At 73.3% G+C, this 17,584-nt stretch carries 12 protein-coding genes; 4 read left to right on the top strand and 8 right to left on the bottom strand.

The annotated features are described in order from the left end of the window. The first annotated feature begins 148 nt into the window (after window positions 1–148). The 3 genes from CRP51_RS04600 to fxsT all read left to right on the top strand — a co-directional run bounded on the left by CRP51_RS04600 (window position 149) and on the right by fxsT (window position 5,810). Window positions 149–1,327, top strand: coding sequence for an FxsB family cyclophane-forming radical SAM/SPASM peptide maturase (locus CRP51_RS04600; RefSeq protein WP_097229671.1), 1,179 nt, complete (start codon window positions 149–151; stop codon window positions 1,325–1,327). Further along, window positions 1,324–2,682: an aKG-HExxH-type peptide beta-hydroxylase gene (locus CRP51_RS04595; protein WP_245880368.1), complete on the top strand. Its 1,359-nt coding sequence runs from the start codon at window positions 1,324–1,326 to the stop codon at window positions 2,680–2,682. Before CRP51_RS04600 ends, CRP51_RS04595 begins: the two co-directional genes overlap by 4 nt. 113 nt (window positions 2,683–2,795) lie before the next feature. Beyond that, window positions 2,796–5,810 (top strand): FxSxx-COOH system tetratricopeptide repeat protein, encoded by a 3,015-nt coding sequence (gene fxsT / locus CRP51_RS04590; protein WP_097229670.1) that lies wholly within the window; start codon window positions 2,796–2,798, stop codon window positions 5,808–5,810. An 18-nt stretch (window positions 5,811–5,828) separates the two neighbouring features. On the opposite strand, the gene CRP51_RS04585 is transcribed toward fxsT, so the two are convergent. Beyond that, window positions 5,829–6,263 (bottom strand): VOC family protein, encoded by a 435-nt coding sequence (locus CRP51_RS04585; protein ID WP_097229669.1) that lies wholly within the window; start codon window positions 6,261–6,263, stop codon window positions 5,829–5,831. Between the two features lie 123 nt (window positions 6,264–6,386). Further along, complete coding sequence (locus tag CRP51_RS04580) at window positions 6,387–7,301, bottom strand: AraC family transcriptional regulator (RefSeq protein ID WP_097229668.1); 915 nt, start codon at window positions 7,299–7,301, stop codon at window positions 6,387–6,389. 75 nt (window positions 7,302–7,376) lie between these two features. Between CRP51_RS04580 and CRP51_RS04575 the strand changes: the two genes are divergently transcribed. After that, complete coding sequence (locus CRP51_RS04575) at window positions 7,377–8,381, top strand: SDR family NAD(P)-dependent oxidoreductase (protein ID WP_097229667.1); 1,005 nt, start codon at window positions 7,377–7,379, stop codon at window positions 8,379–8,381. A gap of 107 nt (window positions 8,382–8,488) precedes the next feature. On the opposite strand, the gene CRP51_RS04570 is transcribed toward CRP51_RS04575, so the two are convergent. The 6 genes from CRP51_RS04570 to CRP51_RS04540 all read right to left on the bottom strand — a co-directional run bounded on the left by CRP51_RS04570 (window position 8,489) and on the right by CRP51_RS04540 (window position 17,407). Then, on the bottom strand, window positions 8,489–12,241 hold the full coding sequence (locus CRP51_RS04570; RefSeq protein WP_097229666.1) for a multifunctional oxoglutarate decarboxylase/oxoglutarate dehydrogenase thiamine pyrophosphate-binding subunit/dihydrolipoyllysine-residue succinyltransferase subunit: 3,753 nt from the start codon (window positions 12,239–12,241) through the stop codon (window positions 8,489–8,491). Window positions 12,242–12,581: 340 nt separating this feature from the next. Then, on the bottom strand, window positions 12,582–13,631 hold the full coding sequence (locus CRP51_RS04560) for a sensor histidine kinase (protein ID WP_097229897.1): 1,050 nt from the start codon (window positions 13,629–13,631) through the stop codon (window positions 12,582–12,584). A gap of 43 nt (window positions 13,632–13,674) precedes the next feature. Next, the gene (locus tag CRP51_RS04555) at window positions 13,675–14,514 is read right to left on the bottom strand and encodes a response regulator transcription factor (RefSeq protein WP_097229664.1); all 840 of its coding nucleotides are present in this window, start codon (window positions 14,512–14,514) and stop codon (window positions 13,675–13,677) included. A 132-nt stretch (window positions 14,515–14,646) separates the two neighbouring features. After that, window positions 14,647–15,381: a spermidine synthase family protein gene (locus CRP51_RS04550; protein WP_097229663.1), complete on the bottom strand. Its 735-nt coding sequence runs from the start codon at window positions 15,379–15,381 to the stop codon at window positions 14,647–14,649. 43 nt (window positions 15,382–15,424) lie between these two features. Continuing rightward, window positions 15,425–16,321, bottom strand: a complete 897-nt coding sequence (locus tag CRP51_RS04545) for a lysozyme (protein ID WP_097229662.1) — start codon at window positions 16,319–16,321, stop codon at window positions 15,425–15,427. 288 nt (window positions 16,322–16,609) lie between these two features. After that, complete coding sequence (locus CRP51_RS04540; protein ID WP_097229661.1) at window positions 16,610–17,407, bottom strand: protein phosphatase 2C domain-containing protein; 798 nt, start codon at window positions 17,405–17,407, stop codon at window positions 16,610–16,612. Window positions 17,408–17,584 lie beyond the last annotated feature (177 nt).

The raw sequence follows: 17,584 nt of genomic DNA, 5'->3' as shown, positions 1-17,584 counted from the left end.
GCTTTCGGTCCACTTGCGACCGTTGCCCGACCGGAAACGACCGGTGGGGTTTTTGTTCTGCCCTCCCTCGGAAGGGTCTTCCTCCAGGACGGGAGGCCGGTACGGACGAGGCCCGGAAGGGCACGAGGCCCGGAGGGAAGGGACGCCCATGGAGGCCACGACCCGGGCCCCCGGCCCGGCGGAGCGGGAGCCCGCGCCCTTCCGCCAGTTCGTCGTCAAGGTCAACAGCCGCTGCAACCTGGCCTGCCGCTACTGCTACATGTACTTCGCCGCCGACGACGGCTGGCGCCGGCAGCCCGTCGGCGCCTCCCCCGAGACCCTGGACCGGACCGCCCGGCGCGTCGCGGAACACGCGGCGACCCACCGGCTGCCCGCCGTCTCGCTGGTGCTGCACGGCGGCGAGCCACTGCTCACCGACCCCGCCGAGCTGGGCCGGTTCGTCGACCTCGTCCGCGCCCTGGTCCCCGCCGGCTGCCGGGTGCTCGCCACCGTGCAGACCAACGGCACCCTGCTGACCGCCGAGCGGCTGCGGGCGCTGGCCGCCCACCGGATCGCCGTCGGGCTCAGCCTGGACGGCGGACGCGCGCACCACAACCGGCTCCGCGTCGACCACGCCGGCCGCCCCGCCTGGCCCGCCCTGCGCCGCGCCGCCCGGCTGCTGGCCGCGCCGGAGCACCGGCCCGGCTACGCCGCCGTGCTCAGCGTGATCGATCCCGAAAGCGACCCGATCGAGGTCTACCAGTCGCTGCTGGCGCTCGACCCGCCCGCGCTGGACCTCCGCCTGCCCCACGGCAACTGGACCGCACCGCCCCCCGGACTCGAAGGCGCCCGTCCCGACACCGCGCGCCCCACGCCCTACGCCGACTGGCTGATCGCCGTCTTCGACCGCTGGTGGGCGTCCGACCGCCGGGTGCCGATCGCCCTCTTCGACGAGTGCCTTGCCGCCCTCCTCGGCCAGCCCACCTCCGGCGGCCTGTTCGGGCTGCACCCGTTCAGCGCCGTGGTCGTCGAGACCGACGGCTCCATCGAGCAGATCGACGCGCTCAAGACCGCCTACCAGGGCGCCGCCGGCACCGGACTCCACGTCGCCACCGACCCGTTCGACGCCGCCCTGCGCCACCCGGGCGTCGCGGCCCGCCAGTCGGGACCCGACGCGCTCGCCCCGAGCTGCCGCGCCTGCCCGCTCCTCGACGTCTGCGGCGGCGGCAACCACGTCCACCGCTACCGCGCGGGCCACGGCTTCGCCAACCCCTCGGTCTACTGCGCCGACCTGGCCCGCCTGATCCGGCACGTGGCCGACGCGCTGCACCGGGCGGTGTCCCCGTGACCGGGCCCGCGCCCCTGGACGGCGACCAGTTGGCGCAGCTCGGCCGCACCGAGGGCGCCCCCACCACCCTCGCCGCCCTCGCCGCCGGCCAACACACCCACCGGATGCTGCTGTTGCGCGTGCTGCTCGACGCGCTGCCCGCCGCGCCGGCGCGCGCCGCCACGCTCGCCGGGGAGCACGCCGCGCTCCTCGAAGGCGCCGAGCGGGCCGCGCCCGAGGCCGCCCGCCGCGTGCTCTTCTACCCGCTGACCGGCAGCTGGGCGGAACGCTGCGCCCACCGCCTGGCCACCGGCGCCGGCCGGGACGCCACCCGCGACCTCGCCCACCTCGGGGGCCTGGCGGCCGCCGCCGCGCTCCGCGCCGGGCTCGACTTCCGCGTCCGCGTCTCCGTCGACGGCGGCCGGCTCGCGCTGCCCACCCTCGGCGCGCTCGACACGCCCACCTCAGGCCACGCCGAACTGGCCGCCCGCCACGACCGGTTGACCGTCCGACTCCCCGGCGAGGCCCCCGTCGTCCTCCGCCCCGACCCCGCCGGCCACTGGCGCTCCACCGACCCCCGCTGGCGCGCCCTGCACACCCTGGACGGCGGACCCCGCCCCGTGCTGCTGGACGACCTCGACCCCGGGCGTCCCGCGCCCGCCCGCGCCGCCCTCCCCGAGGACGGCCCGCCGCGCCACGCGCTGCGCCCCGCAGAACGCGACCACTGGTCCCGGCTGTGGCACGAGGCGCTGCCGCTGCTGCGCCTCGGCGGGGCGGCCCGCGCCGCCGAACTCGCCCTGCTCAGCTGCATCGTTCCGCTGCTGCGCCCCACCGGCGGCCACGGCGGGCACACCAGCTCCACCAGCGCGGGCGCGTTCGGCGCCGTGCTGGCCAGCACCCCGCCCAGCGCCGCGCTGCTGGCCGCGGGGCTCACCCACGAGTTGCAGCACGCCAAGCTCGCGGCCGTCGGCGCGCTCAACCCGCTGCACCACCAGGACGACACCCCCCGCCACTGGGCGCCGTGGCGCCCCGACCCCCGCCCGTTCGACGGGCTGCTGCACGGCGCCTACGCGCACCTGGCGCTCGCCGGCTTCTGGCAGTCCCTCGCCCTCGGTCTTGAGGAACCGGGGGCGCGCGACCGGGCGTGGGCCGCCTACTGCCGCTGCCACACCCAGGTGGGCGCCGTGCTTCCCACGCTGCGCGCCGCCCGCCGACTCACCGACGACGGACGGACGTTCCTGGCGGCGATGGCCGAACGGCACCGGCGCCTGGCCTCGCCGGAGCCGCCCCGGGGCCATCTGGTGCGCGCCAGGGCGTACCTGGAGACCGCGTGGGCCGTCTGGTCCCGGCAGCACGCTCGTGGCACGGTTACCTGACAGTCCGGCGGTGTATGTTTCCACGGGGGAGCTGACGAGGCGTCGGGCGACCCCGGACACCACCAGTCGTCAGCAGCGTGCGGGTCGGTCGGGCGACCGCCGAGGGAGGTTCCGTGCAAGGTTCGGCTCGTGTCACGCCCCCGCAGGCGGAGGACCGCCGCATCACCATCAGCCACGCCGGGTACAACCGCGCCTGGGCGGTGTGGATCGCCGACCGGCTGGAGCGCTACGGCTGGCAGGTCGCGTTCCAGCGCTTCGACCTGCCGTCGGGGACGCCCGTCCACGAGGCGCTCAACGACCTGCTGTTGGTCCAGGGACGCATCCTGGTGGTGCTCAGCGACTGGTACTTCAAGCTCGGTCCGCGCACCGACCAGGAGTGGAACGAGGCGCTGCGCGCCGTCGTCGCCCCCAACTCGGCCCGTTTCCGCGCCGTCTCCGTCTCCACCGCCCCGATGCCCACCGCCTCGGCCGCGTTCGGCGGCACCACCGAGCTGTGGGGCCTGGGCGCCAGGGAGGCCGAGCGACGCCTCGCCCAGCTGGTCGGCGTGATCGAGGCGCGCGACCCGGCGCTCGACACCCTCAGCGGCGCGCGCTCCCCGCGCTTCCCGATGGAGCTGCCCCGGGTCTGGGGCGGCGTCCCCCGCAGGAACACCCGGTTCACCGGCCGGGAGCGGCTGCTCCAGGCCATCCACGACCAGGTGCAGGGCGCCGAGCCCGGCGCCGGGGTCGTCACCCTGCTCGGCCTCTCCGGCGTCGGCAAGACGCAGGTCGCCGCCGAGTACGTGTGGCGCTTCTCCTCCGCCTACGACCTGGTGTGGTGGGTCCCCGCCGACCAGCGCGGCACGCTCCGCCAGCGGCTCGCCGAGCTGGCGCCCGCGCTCGACCTCACCACGGGCCACGAGTACGGCGAGCGGCTGCGCGCCGTCGGCGACGCGCTGCGCAGGGGTGACCCGCACTCCCGCTGGCTGGTCGTCCTGGACGGCGCCGACCGCCCCGACACCATCGACGACCTGGTGCCCGCCGGCCCCGGCCACGTGCTGATCACCTCGCAGAACCGCGAGTGGGGCGCGTACAACAACACCCATCTGCTGTCCGTCCCCGTCTACGACCGCGAGGAGTCCGTGGCGTTCGTCCGCCGCCGGGCGCCCCGCATCGGCGGCCAGGACGCCAACCTGCTCGCCGAGGCGCTCGGCGACCTGCCGCTGGCCCTCGACCAGACGGCCGGCTGGCTCAGCGACTCCACCATGACCGTCCAGGAGTACGTCGGCCTGCTGCGCGACGACGAGGACATCGAGGCCGGGCTGCGGGTCGCCGTCGACTTCGACGTCACCTATCCGACGACCTTCTCGATAATGCTCAACAAGCTGCGGGAGGCCGTCCCCGAGGCCGTCGAGCTGCTGCGGCTCTGCGCGTTCTTCGCCCCCGGCGCCATCCCCGTGCAACTGCTGCGCGACATCCCCACCGAGCATCTGCCGGAGCAGCTGTCCGGGATGATGTCCGACCCCCTCCGGTGGAACACGGCGACCAACAAGCTCGTCCAGTACTCGGTCATCCAGTGGGACCCGCCCAACACGGACGAGAACCCAGAGGCCGCCGGCACCATCCATCTGCACCGCATGGTCCACAAGACCGTCCGCTCCGGGATGTCGGAGGCGGACCGCGAGGTGTTCTCCCGCGCCGTGCGCCGAGGGCTGGCCAACGCGGACCCCGCCGTCCCCTCCGACACCCGGCACTGGGCCAGGTACGCCAGGATCGTGCCGCACCTGGACGCCTCGGGCGCGCTGCACAGCCGGCACGGCGAGATGCACCGGCTCATCGCCAACTGCCTGCGCTACCTGTACCTGGCCGGCGAGTACACGGCCGGCATCCAGCTCGCCGAGCGCACCGAGCGCGCCTGGCGCGAGGTCTACGGCGACGGGCACGAGCTGCTGCGCGAGCTCGCCTCCCAGCACGCCACGCTGCTGCGCGCCACCGGCGAGTACGCCCGCACCGAGCGGATCAACCGCGGCCTGCTGCAACGCCTGGAGCGGGAGAACGCGGGCGACGCGCTGGAGGTGCTGCGCGTGCTGGAGGGCCTGGGCGCGGACCTGCGCGGCCTCGGCCGCTACGAGGAGGCCCTGGAGGCCAGCGAGCGGGTGCTCGCCGGCCGCGTGCAGATGATCGGCGAGGAGGACTTCCGCACCCTCAACTCCCGCAACAACCTGGCCGTCACCCTCCGCCTCCTCGGCCGGTACAAGGACGCGCTCCGCGAGGACCGCCGCACCCTCCAGGTCCGCCGCGAGGTGCTGCGCGCCAGGAACAGCTCGACCCTCTCCTCCGAGACCAACCACGCCATCGACCTGCGCCTCCTCGGCCGGTACGCGGAGGCCCAGTCGGTCCAGGAGCCCAATGTCGAGATGCAGCGGGTCGTGATGGGCCCCGACCATCCGCAGACGCTCGGCGCCGAACTCAACCTGGCGCTCTGCCTGTTGCGCTCGGGGGAGCGCGAGGTCGCCAACGAGCGGCTGGCCGACCTGCTGGAGCGCGCCGAGCGGGTGCTCGGCGAGGTCTCGCCGGCGACCCAACGGATCGCCGTCTGCTATGCGTTCGTGCTGCGCGCCCACGGCCGGCTCGACCTGGCGCGCGCCATCGGCGAGCGCGTCGTGGACCGCTACCGCGCCGCGCTGGGCCCCGACCACCCGTACACCATCGGCACCCTGGCCAACCACGCGCTGCTGCTGCGTGCCGCCGGCGAACGGGAAGAGGCGCTGGCCCTCAACGAACAGTGTCTGATCCGGATCACGGAGGCGCTGGGCCCCGACCACCCCTGGCGGCTGGGCGTCGCGCTCAACCTCAGCGCCGACCGGAACCTCGCGGGCGACGTGGAGAGCGCCGCCGACCTCAGCCGCGACACGGCCCGCCGGGCCGCGGCCCACCGCTCGCTCGGGCGGGACCACCCGCTGACGCTCTCCTGCAAGGTCGCCCACGCGACCGACCTGCGCAACCTCCGGCAGCGCGCCGACGCCGACCGCACGGAGCAGGAGGCGCTCTCCGGGCTGATCAGCAGCCTCGGTTCGCAGCACGTCCACACGGTCAGCGCCCGCGCGCGGGTCCGCCCCTTCTGGGACTTCGAGCCGCAGCTGACCTGAGCCCGGGGGCGCCCGACGTCAGTCCAGACAGAACTCGTTGTCCTCGATGTCCCGCATCACCAGGCACGACTCGTTCTCCTCGTCGGCCTCCAGCAGCCGCACGCGCTCGGCGCCGAGCGGGAGCAGCCGGGCGCACTCGGCCTCAAGCGCCGCCAGCCGCTGCTCGCCGACCAGCCCGGTGCCGACCCGCACGTCGAGATGGAGCCGGTTCTTGGCGACCTTCTCCTCGGGCACGCGCTGGAAGAACAGCCGCGGCCCCGCGCCGGTCGGATCGACGCAGGCGAACGCCGCCCCCCGCTGCTCGGCCGGCAGCGACCGGTCGTACGCGTCCCACGACGCGAAGCCCTCGGGCGGGGGCGGCACGACGTATCCCAGCACCTCGCACCAGAAGCGCGCGACGCGCTCGGGCCGCGCGCAGTCGAAGGTGATCTGTACCTGTCTCAGCGTTGCCATCCGGCCATCGTAGGGATCCGACGGGCGGCCGTGCCGGGGGTTTTCCCGGCCGGGACATCGCTCGGCACCGCCGGCCGCCAGCCGCCAGCCGTGAGCCGTCAGCCGCCAGGCGCCCGCCGCCCGTCAGGCGCCGCTCCCGCGCCGGGCGTGCGCGCGGTAGCGCAGTGGCGGCTCGCCGACCTCGCGGCGGAACGCGGTGCTGAAGGCGCTCTCCGACGCGTAGCCGAGGGAGGCGGCCAGGGCGCCCACCGACTCCTCGCCCTCGCGCAAGGCACGCCGCGCCAGCAGCATCCGCCAGCGGACGAGATAGGTCAGCGGCGGCACCCCCGCGACCTCCCGGAAGCGGGTGGCGAACGTGGTCCTGGACATGGCCGCCGCCCGCGCCAGCGTCTCCAGCCGCCACGCCGTGCCCGGCTCCGCGTGCATCAGCCGCACCGCGGGCAGCAGCCGTGCGTCGGTCAGCAGCCGGGGCCAGCCCGGGGGCAGCGCCGACCGGCCGAGATGGACGCGCAGCAGGTCAAGCACGAACAACTGGGCGTGCTGGCGCAGCGCGAACGCCGCGCCGAGCTGGTCGGCCGTCATCTCCGCCAGCAGCAGGTCGAGCCGGGCGCGCAGCGGGACCGCCGTCGACGCGGCCCTGATGTGCGCCACCGGCGGCAGGGCCTGGCCGAGCAGCGAGCGGCCGATCGCGTTGAGCGCCACATGGCCGCCGAGGAGCGTGTCCGCGCCCTCCTCGGCGACGGGCGCGTGCCGCGGGTCGGCGACGTCGATCTCGCGGGGGACGCCGTCCGCCGGGCCGCCCCGCATCACGAGGCGTCCCGGGCCGTTCAGCACCGCCACGTCGCCGGCCCCCAGCACGAGCGGCGCGTCCGCGCCGTCCGCCGTCAACTCGACCCGGCCGCGCGCCAGCGCCACGAACTTCAGGATCTCGCCGAACTCGCCCCGCGCCACCCACGCGCCCCGGGCGGTGAAGCCACTGGTCATCACGGCCTGGACCGCGACCAGGTCGAGCACCTCGGACATCGGGTCGCTCCGCATGGCCCGAACGATCGCGAAGAAAAGGTGAACTGTCAATTATTCACAGTCCGTCGCGCGTTTTCTAGCGTGAGGGACATGAGTGAGAAACAGCGCCCTCTGGGCTCCGGCTTCACCCCCGCCTCCACGGCCCGGGAGGTGCTCGCCGGTGTCGACCTGGCCGGCCGGAACGTCGTGATCACCGGTGGCCACGCGGGCATCGGGCTGGCCGTCACCACCGCCCTCGTCGAGGCCGGCGCCTCGGTGACCTCCGTCTCCCGCGACCCGGACCGCGCCGCTCGCGCCCTCGCGGGCCTCGGCGGCTCCCTCGGCGACGCCCCCGGCACGGTCGCGACCGACCGGCTCGACCTCCTCGACCCGGCCTCCGTCGACGCGTTCACCGGCCGCTGGCTCGCCACCGGCCGCCCGCTGCACATCCTGGTCAACGGCGCGGGCGCCCCGGGACCGCCGGAGCGCACCGTCGACGCCCGGGGGTACGAGGTGCAGTTCGCGACCAACCACCTCGGCCACTTCCAGCTGACCCGGGGCCTGCTGCCCGCGCTGCGCGCCGCGCGCGGCGCCCGCGTCGTCAACGTCACCTCGGGCGCCCAGCGGCTCACTGGCATCCGCTGGGACGACCCGCACTTCACCACCGGCTACGAGGCCCACCTCGCCTACGCCCAGTCCAAGACGGCCAACGTGCTCTTCACCGTCGAACTGGACCGCCGCTGGGCGCCCCACGGCATCCGTGGCTACGCGCCGCACCCCGGCATCGTGGTCGGCACCGCGCTCAACGGCGCCGCGGGCGAGGAGAGCCTGCGCGCCATGGGACTGATCGACGCGGAGGGCCGCCCGATCATCGACCCCGCCAGGGAGCGCAAGACGCCGGAGCAGGGCGCCGCCACCATCGTGTTCGCCGCCGCCAGCCCGCTTCTCGCCGGCGTCGGCGGCGTCTACCTGAGGAACAGCGACATCTCCGAACTCGACGACGAGGACCGGCCGTTCGACCCGGTCGAACCCGTCTCCACCGTGATGTCGCGCTCCCTGGACCCCGAGTCCGCCCAGCGGCTGTGGGCGTTGAGCGAGCAACTGACCGCCGCGTGACCTGAGCCGCCGCCACCCGGGCGGGGACCACGGAGAACGCGGAAGGGGGCCACCGCCGATCGGCGGTGGCCCCCTTCCGCGTGACTCCTACGCGGCCGTGGCGCCCGTCAGAGGTCGAAGACCTCGTTGACCAGGGCCTGCTGCTCCGCCTGGTGACGCTTGGCCGAGCCGACAGCGGGCGAGGACGAGGCCGAGCGGGTCACCGGGCGCAGCCGGCCGCCGGGGATCTCGACCTGCTCCGGCAGGTTGAGGGCGACGAACGGCCAGGCGCCCTGGTTGGCCGGCTCCTCCTGGGCCCACACCACGCTCTCGACGTGCGGGAAGCGGGCCAGCTCGGCGCGCAACTCGTCGCTGGGCAGCGGGTAGAGCCGCTCGAGCCGGACCAGCGCCACCTCGTCCGCGTTCCGCTTCTCCCGCTCGGCGGCCAGGTCGTAGTGGACCTTGCCGGCCGACAGCACGACCTTGGTGACCCGCTCCGGGGCCGCCACGTCGTCGCCGATCAGCGGACGGAACCCGCCGCTGGTGAACTCCTCGGCGCGGGAGGCCGCCGCCTTCAGCCGCAGCATGGACTTCGGGGTGAAGACCACCAGCGGCTTGTGGTGCGGGTTGTGCACCTGCCAACGGAGGAGGTGGAAGTAGTTCGACGGGAGGGTCGGGGCCGCCACCGTCATGTTGTTCTGCGCGCACAGCTGGAGGAAGCGCTCGATCCGGGCCGAGGAGTGGTCCGGGCCCTGGCCCTCGTAGCCGTGCGGCAGCAGCAGGGTGACGCCCGAGGTCTGGCCCCACTTCTGCTCCGCCGACGAGATGAACTCGTCGATCACCGTGGAGGCGCCGTTGGCGAAGTCGCCGAACTGGGCCTCCCACATCACCAGCGCCTCGGGCCTGGCCAGCGAGTAGCCGTACTCGAAGCCCATCGCCGCGTACTCGCTCAGCAGCGAGTCGTACACGTTGAACCGCGCCTGGTCGGGCGCCAGGTAGAGCAGCGGGGTGTAGTCCTCGCCGGTCTTCCGGTCGATCAGCACCGCGTGCCGCTGGCCGAAGGTGCCGCGGCGGCTGTCCTGGCCGGCCAGCCGGACCGGGGTGCCCTCCATCAGCAGCGAGCCGACGGCGAGCAGCTCGCCCATGGCCCAGTCGATCGCGCCCTCCTCGACCATCGCCGCGCGCCGTTGCAGCTGCGGCAGCAGCCGGGGGTGGACCGTGATCCGCTCCGGGATGTTGACCTGGGACTCGGCGATCCGCTTGACCACCTCGGCGGAGACGCCGGTCTCCACGGACACCGGGAACTCGGGCATCGGCACCGGGACCTCGGCGGGGGCCGGGGCGTCGGTGGCGTCCCGCACCTCCTTGAAGACCTTCTCCAACTGGCCCTGGAAGTCCTGGAGCGCCTGCTCCGCCTCCTCCAGCGTGATGTCGCCCCGACCGATCAGCGACTCGGTGTAGAGCTTGCGCACCGAGCGCTTCTTGTCGATCAGGTCGTACATCAGCGGCTGGGTGAACGACGGGTTGTCCGTCTCGTTGTGCCCGCGCCGCCGGTAGCAGACCAGGTCGATCACGACGTCCTTGTTGAACGCCTGCCGGTACTCGAACGCGAGCCTGGCCACCCGGCAGACCGCCTCCGGGTCGTCGCCGTTGACGTGGAAGATCGGTGCCTCGATCATCCGCGCCACGTCGGTGCAGTACGTCGAGGAACGCGCGGCGGCGGCCGTGGCCGTGTACCCCACCTGGTTGTTGATCACCACGTGGATGGTGCCGCCGGTGCGGTAGCCGCGCAGCTGCGACATGTTGAGCGTCTCGGCCACCACGCCCTGACCGGCGAAGGCCGCGTCACCGTGGATCAGGATCGGCAGCACGGTGAAGTCCTTGCCGCCCCGCCCGATGATGTCCTGCTGGGCCCTGGCCACGCCCTCGACCACCGGGTCGACGGCCTCCAGGTGCGAGGGGTTCGCGGTCAGCGAGACCTTGATCTGCTCGCCGGAGAGACCGGTGAAGGTGCCCTCGGTGCCCAGGTGGTACTTCACGTCGCCCGAGCCGTGCATCGACTTGGGGTCGAGGTTCCCCTCGAACTCGCGGAAGATCTGCGCGTAGGACTTGCCCACCACGTTGGCCAGCACGTTCAGCCGGCCGCGGTGCGCCATGCCGATGACGGCCTCGTCCAGCTTGTCGCCGGCGGCCTCGTCCAGCACCGTGTCGAGCAGCGGGATGACCGTCTCGCCGCCTTCGAGCGAGAAGCGCTTCTGGCCGACGTACTTGGTCTGCAGGAACGTCTCGAACGCCTCGGAGGCGTTCAGCCGGCGCAGGATGCGCAACTGCTCCTCGCGCTCCGGCGCGGTGTGCGGGCGCTCCACCCGGTCCTGGATCCAGGTGCGCTCGCGCGGGTCCTGGATGTGCATGTACTCGATGCCGGTGGTCCGGCAGTACGAGTCGCGCAGGACGCCGAGAATGTCCCGCAGGGCCAGCACCGACTTGCCGGCGAAGCCGCCGACCGCGAACTCGCGCTCCAGGTCCCACAGGGTGAGCCCGTGCTCGTTGATGTCCAGGTCGGGGTGGCGGCGCTGCTTGTACTCCAGCGGGTCGGTGTCGGCCATCAGATGGCCGCGGACCCGGTAGGAGTGGATCAGGTCGAAGACCCGGGCCGCCTTGGTGACCTCGTCGTCGTGGTTGACGTCGATGTCGCGGTTCCACCGGATCGGCTCGTACGGGATCCGCAGGGCCTCGAAGATGTTGTCGTAGAAGTCGTGCTCGCCCAGCAGGAGCTGGCTGATCTGGCGGAGGAACTCGCCGGAGGCCGCGCCCTGGATGACCCGGTGGTCGTAGGTGCTGGTGAGCGTCATGACCTTGGAGATGCCCAGGCGGTTGAGCGTCTCCTGGGAGCTGCCCTGGAACTCGGCCGGGTACTCCATGGCGCCCACGCCGAGGATCACGCTCTGCCCCGGCATCAGCCGCGGCACCGAGTGGACGGTGCCGATGCCGCCGGGGTTGGTCAGCGAGGCGGTGACGCCGGAGAAGTCCGCCATCGTCAGCTTGCCGTTCCGCGCCCGGCGCACGATGTCCTCGTACGCCTGCCAGAACTCGAAGAAGGTGAGCGTCTCGGCCTTCTCGATGCCGGCGACGACCAGCTGGCGGTCGCCGTTCTCCTTGACCAGGTCGATGGCCAGGCCCAGCTTGACGTGGTCGGGCTTGACCAGCGTCGGCTTGCCGTCCTTCTCGGTGTACGAGTGGTTCATGGCCGGCATGGCCTTGATCGCCTGCACCATCGCGTAGCCGATGAGGTGGGTGAAGGAGACCTTCCCGCCCCGGGCGCGCTTCAGGTGGTTGTTGATCACGATGCGGTTGTCGAAGAGCAGCTTCACCGGGACCGCGCGGACGGAGGTGGCCGTCGGCAGGTCGCGGGAGGCGTTCATGTTCTTCGCGACGGCGGCGGCGGGGCCGCGCAGCGTCACCAGCTCGGGGCCCTCGGCGCCCTCGGCCGCGGGCTGGGCCGGCTTGGCGGCCGGCTTGCTCGCGGCGGGCTTCGCCGGGGACTGCTTCGCGGCGGGCGCGGGCTTCGCGGGCGCGGGCTTCGCGGGCGCGGGCTGGGCCGGCTTGGCGGCCGGCTTGGCCGCGGCGGGCTTCGCCTCGGCCTTGGGCCGCTCGGGGGTGGCCGAGCCGTCACCGGTCGACGGCGCCGCAGAGGTGTCGCCTCCCGGCTTGTAGTCGGCGAAGAAATCCCACCAGGCACGGTCCACGGAGTTCGGGTCCTGGAGGTACTGCTGGTAGATCTCGTCAACGAGCCATTCGTTGGCTCCGAAACCGGACGCGGAGTTCTTCCGCTCTTCCGGGTCGGCGTCAACGCTTGAGGTGTTCGGGGACTGTGGCGACACGGCGGCAACCGCCCTCTTCCGCTTCGCAAGGTCATGGACAGCGGAAATCAAGGCTACGCCCCCCCGTGCCCGTGGCGCAGTCCGCAGCAGCCAGACGTGGCCTACACCACACGGAAACCCGTGTTTCGCGTCAAGAAAGCACGGGAATTGCATCAGGTTTGGTGGGAACAGGCAACAAAATGGCAACGACCCGACCCGGGTCGAACAGGAGCACGGAGACCCCGCGCTCAACTGCGGCAACGCCGCCGCACGCCGTCGCGCGCCGGGTGGCGCACGCCGAGCACACCCGGCGCGCCCGAGGTGAACGGGCACCCCGGGGGGCGTTCACCGCGACCCTACGTCAATTATTTGCCTGCGCGTTACCCGGCAGGGTGAGTCGAATGTGACAGCCCCGGCGGGACTCGGCGACGCCGATCGTCCCGCCGTGCAGGTCGACCGCCCAGCGGGCGATCGCCAGGCCGAGGCCGGTGCCGCCGTCGTGGGCCTGGACGCCGTCGATGGTGCCCCGGCCGAAGCGCTCGAAGACCAGGTCCCGCTGGTCCTGCGGGATGCCGGGACCCTCGTCGCGCACCTCGAGCACCAGCCCGCCGCTGCCGCCGCCGGGGCGGGCCACCACGGTCACCTGGCCGCCCTGGGGGCTGTGCTTGACCGCGTTGTCCACCAGGTTGGTCACCACCTGGTCCAGCCGCTCCGGATCGGCCGTGGCGCGCAGTGAGCCGGGGGACACGTCGAGCCGCAGCCGGACGTCGGTGCGCGCGTGGCCGCGGCCGAACGACATCCGCGCGTCGGCGAGCACGGTGGTCAGATAGGGCTCCACCCGGAAGTCCCTGGCCTGGAGCGGCACCACGCCGTTCTCCAGCCGGGACAGGTCGAGCAGCTGTTCCACGAGCCGGCCCAGCCGCTCGGTCTGGCGCAGCGCCGTCCCCATGGTCTCGGGATCGGCGTCGGAGACCCCGTCGACCACGTTCTCCAGGACCGCGCGCAGCCCGGCGATCGGGGTGCGCAGCTCGTGCGAGACGTTGGCCACCAGCTCCTTGCGCTGCCGGTCGGCGGCCTGGAGGTCGGCCGCCATCCGGTTGAAGGCGTGCGCCAGGTCGCCCAGCTCGTCCCTGCGGGCCACCCGCACCCGGCGCTCGTACTGGCCGCGCGCCATCGCCCTGGCCGCCGAGGTCATCTCCAGCACCGGGGAGGCCAGGCCCTGCGCGACGAACTGGGTGACCAGCAGCGACGCGATGATCGCGATGATCGCGATCACCTGGAGACCGATGTCCGACCGATACGCCAGCAGCAACAGAACGGTCGTGATCCCGACCGAGATGATCACCAGGCCGCCAAGCGCGGCCTTCACCGATCGGAAAGGGTCGAGCGGGCGCAGCACCCGCCACAGCATGTGGCCGTAGCGCCGCGCGGTCGACTCACGCTGCACGCTCAGGTCAGCCCTCCGCGGCGGCCTGGCCGCGCGGGCTGCCCTCGCCGGCGAACCCGGGCGGGGTCTCCAGCGCGTAACCGACGCCGTGCACGGTCCTGATCCGCTCGGCCCCGATCTTCCGGCGCAACGCCTTCACATGGCTGTCCACCGTGCGCGTCCCCGAGGCGTCCGCCCAGTCCCAGACCTCGGCCAGCAGCTGCTCCCTGGTGAGCACCGCGCGGGGGGAGCGCGCCAGGCACATCAGCAGGTCGAACTCGGTCGGCGTCAGATGGATGTCCTTGCCGGCGGCCCTGACCCGGCGCTGGGTGCGGTCGATCTCCAGGTCGCCGAGGCGGACGCTGCCCGGCCTCGGCGTGGTGGCGGCGACCGCGGCCCGCTCGATCCGGCGCAGCAGCACATGGGACCTGGCGACCAGCTCCCGCATGGAGAACGGCTTGGTCATGTAGTCGTCGGCGCCGACGCCGAGCCCGACCAGCATGTCGGTCTCGTCGTCCCGCGCGGTCAGCATCAGCACGGGGACGGGGCGTTGCGACTGCACCCGGCGGCAGACCTCCAGGCCGTCGAAGCCCGGCAGCATCACGTCGAGGATCAGCAGGTCGGGGTGCCAGGCGCTGGCGGTCTCCACGGCGGCGGGGCCGTCGGCCGCGGTCTGCACCAGGAAGCCCTCGGCGCGCAGCCGGGCCGCGATGGCCTCGACGATGGTGGGGTCGTCCTCGACGACCAGCACGCGCCGCTGTGCCCCCGGGGTCGCCACGGTCGCTTGGTGGGGACCGCTCCGCTCCGCCGTCTCCGGCTCGGTCGGGCCGCCCACGGGCGACGGCTTCTCCTGGTGCTCTCGGTCCATCGGCGCAGTCCTGGTTTCTGTTGGAGTCATCTGTCCCGCCCCCGGGAATCGCGTGATGCCAGACGGCTGGTTACTGGCGGTTCGCCCCCTGAGGGGCTGCACAGCAGCGTAAAGCGGAAACTCGCGCCCCGGCTACGCGGACCGGCTGGCGGATTGATGGCTGGCGAGAAACAGCACGTCGGGAACACCTCGGGCAACGGGCACCTCTTCGGTGCCGACCCGATCGAATCCGGCCATTCGCAACCTGTCGGGAAAAGTCGGCGAGTCTTGTGCGGACCACACAACGAGCACCCCGCCCTCGCGCAGCGCGGCGCGGCAGGCGGCCAGCCCCGCGGGGGAGTAGAGGCCGTCGTTGTCCTCGGTGACGGTCCAGTCCGGACCGTTGTCGATGTCCAGACAGAGGGCGTCGTAGCGCGCGGGGTGCTCGCGCAGCCGCGTCAGCAGGTCGCTCTCGACGAGGGTGACCCGAGGGTCGTCGAGCGCGCCGGCCGAGTGGGCGGCCAGCGGGCCCGCGCGGTGCCAGTCGACCACCGCGCGCTCGCGTTCCACCACCTCGATCGCGGCCCAGCGCGCGTCGGCCGCCGCCTCGGCGAGCGAGAAGCCCACGCCCAGGCCGCCGATCAGCAACCGGGGTGCGGGCGGCGGCGCTTGGCGGCCGGCCAGCTCGTCGAGGGCGGCGCGCACCAGCAGCCGCTCCGAGGCACCGTCCGAGGTGTCCATCAGGAAGCAGCCGTTGGCGATGATCTGGAGCAGGTCCCCGTGGCGGCGCAGTACCACCTCGCCGTGCGGCCCTTCGCGCCGCTCCAGCACGACGGGCCGGTCGTCGGCGCCGCGCGGGGCGCCCGGGGGGACGGGTGTGGGTGCCATGCGGGCCATGATCCCGCACGGCACCCACCCGGTGCGTGGCCGGTCAGCCGTCGGCCAGCGCCTGGAGCCGGTCCATCGAGCCGTTGAACTGGTTGTGGTCGCCCACCGTCGGGCCCGTCGAGGTGTACTGCCAGAACGTGTGGAAGTCCCAGCCGGCCGGCAGCGTCCCCGGGGTCGAGGCGTACCTGGCTATCCACAGCGGGTTGGTCGCGCCGAAGCCCGCGTGGTCGCCGGTGCACTGCTTCCACCAGTCGGTGGTGGTGTAGATCACCACGTCCCGGCCGGTGTGGGAGCGGTAGGTGTCGCTGAAGTCCCTGATCCAGTCGACCATCGCCGAGTGGCTCAGGCCGTAGCAGGCCGAGCCGTACGGGTTGTACTCGATGTCGAGCACGCCGGGGAGCGTCTTCCCGTCGGCCGACCAGCCGCCGCCGTTCGACGCGAAGTACTCCGCCTGGTCGGCTCCGCCGGAGGCGTTGGGCAGCGCGAAGTGGTACGCGCCCCGGATCATCCCGACGTCGTGGGAGCCGTCGTACTGCTGCCCGAAGTACGGGTTGCGGTAGCCGGTGCCCTCGGTCGCCTTGACATAGGCGAAGCGGACACCGCTGTCCCAGAGCGTGGACCAGTCCACGTCGCCCTGGTGGCTGGAGACGTCCACGCCCTCGACGGTGGCCGTCGGGCTCACCTCGGGCGGCGCGAAGGTCTGCTGGTCGCCCTCGTGCGCGAGCAGGGTCGAACCCATCGAGGCGGACCCGAAGTCCGGGTGCGCCTGCGGGTCCTCGTCGTGGGCCGCCGCCGGTCCCGGCGCGGCCAGCAGCAGCGCCAGCGCGACGCCGAGCGCGACCGCGAGGGACAGGAGGGGGGTGCGGGTGGGGTGGGGGATGGGGGAGGAGGAGCGGCGGCGGGCGGACCCGCCGTGCGCCCCCGGGTCGGTCAGGGGCATGAATGTGCCTTCCGAGAACCGTGCGAAGGGGGGACAGAGGGAGCGTCAACGGCCCTGCGCTGTGGCCATGTCAACGTCCCAATTCGACGGTAACGCGGGTAGATCGGGTCAGGAAGGGAAAACCGGCGCAGCTCTGCCCCGGGGGCGCTGAACGACGTGAAAGCCGGTGCGTGGTCCGTGTCGCCGGATCAACTTGCCACGGACGCGCCCCCGTTGGCGCCGCGCCCACCCCGGGCCGTGCCGCGCGTCGGAACGCCGTGGCCGTCGGCCGCCGGTCGTCGGCCGCCGTCAGAGCGTCAGCAGGACGGCGGTGGCGTCGTCGTGGGCCTTGCCCCGGGGGAACGCGGCGCCCTCCGGGTCGGCGGACTCGGCCGCGCGCACCTCCTCGATCACGCCCCCGGGGCCGCGCGCCTTGAGCGACGCGAGCAGCGCCGCCCAGTCCCCCAGCCGGAAGGTCTCGGTCCAGCGGCCCACCCCGTCGGTCAGCGCGGCCAGCGTCCGCACCTCGTGCCTGGGAGCGGCGCCCACCACCGCGTGCTCGGCGACGGCCGGGTCGGCGGCGGCGGTGAAGAAGCCGCCGGGCGCGTTGCGCAGCGACTCGACGAACGCGGCGCGCTCGCCCCGGGGCAACGCGCGCGCCCGGGGCCGCACCTGGTCCAGCCGGGTGTCAAGTACCGGACGCACGAGGCCCGTTGGCGCCTCGACCAGCAACGCGGAGTCGGAGAGCACCAGATGCTCGACCCGCGTCGCGTCCCAGCGCGCGCACACCACGGTGGCCTGCGGTGTACGTCGGTGAGAAAGGTCACAGGTGCCCCGGTGGGCGTCCGCGGTGCGGGAGATGGACTCCGCCAGCGCGTCGCGCAACGTCGGGGCCGGAGTGCGGGCGAGGGCCCGCAGCAGCGTGCCCCCGAGACGCGCGGAGAACCACGCGACCCCGTGTGCGCACCCGAAATCCCCCCGGGGCGCCGTCACGCCGTCCAGCACCACCAGCGCCCCCTCGCCTGCCTCGGTGGGCATGGCCACGGCGGCGAAGTCCTCGTTGGGCTGTCCGGGGGTGCCCGGCTCGGTGGCCGACTGGATGCGCATGTCCAACAGTCTGCCGTAGAGTGGCATTTGCTGGTGTTTGGCGGGAGATGAGCCGATAGACGCCCAGGCGAAGCTGATCTTGCCAGGAGCGCGGGAGGAACACCAGCGAAAACCAGCCGAAGTCATCGAGCGGGTGCCCCGACCAGGTGACGTGAGCTTGTCCGCCAACTCCGGGGT

Origin of the sequence: Streptomyces zhaozhouensis (assembly GCF_900230195.1) — a bacterium.
In the GTDB taxonomy this organism is placed as follows: Bacteria; Actinomycetota; Actinomycetes; order Streptomycetales; family Streptomycetaceae; genus Streptomyces; species Streptomyces zhaozhouensis.
This window is presented reverse-complemented; position numbering and strand designations above follow the sequence as displayed.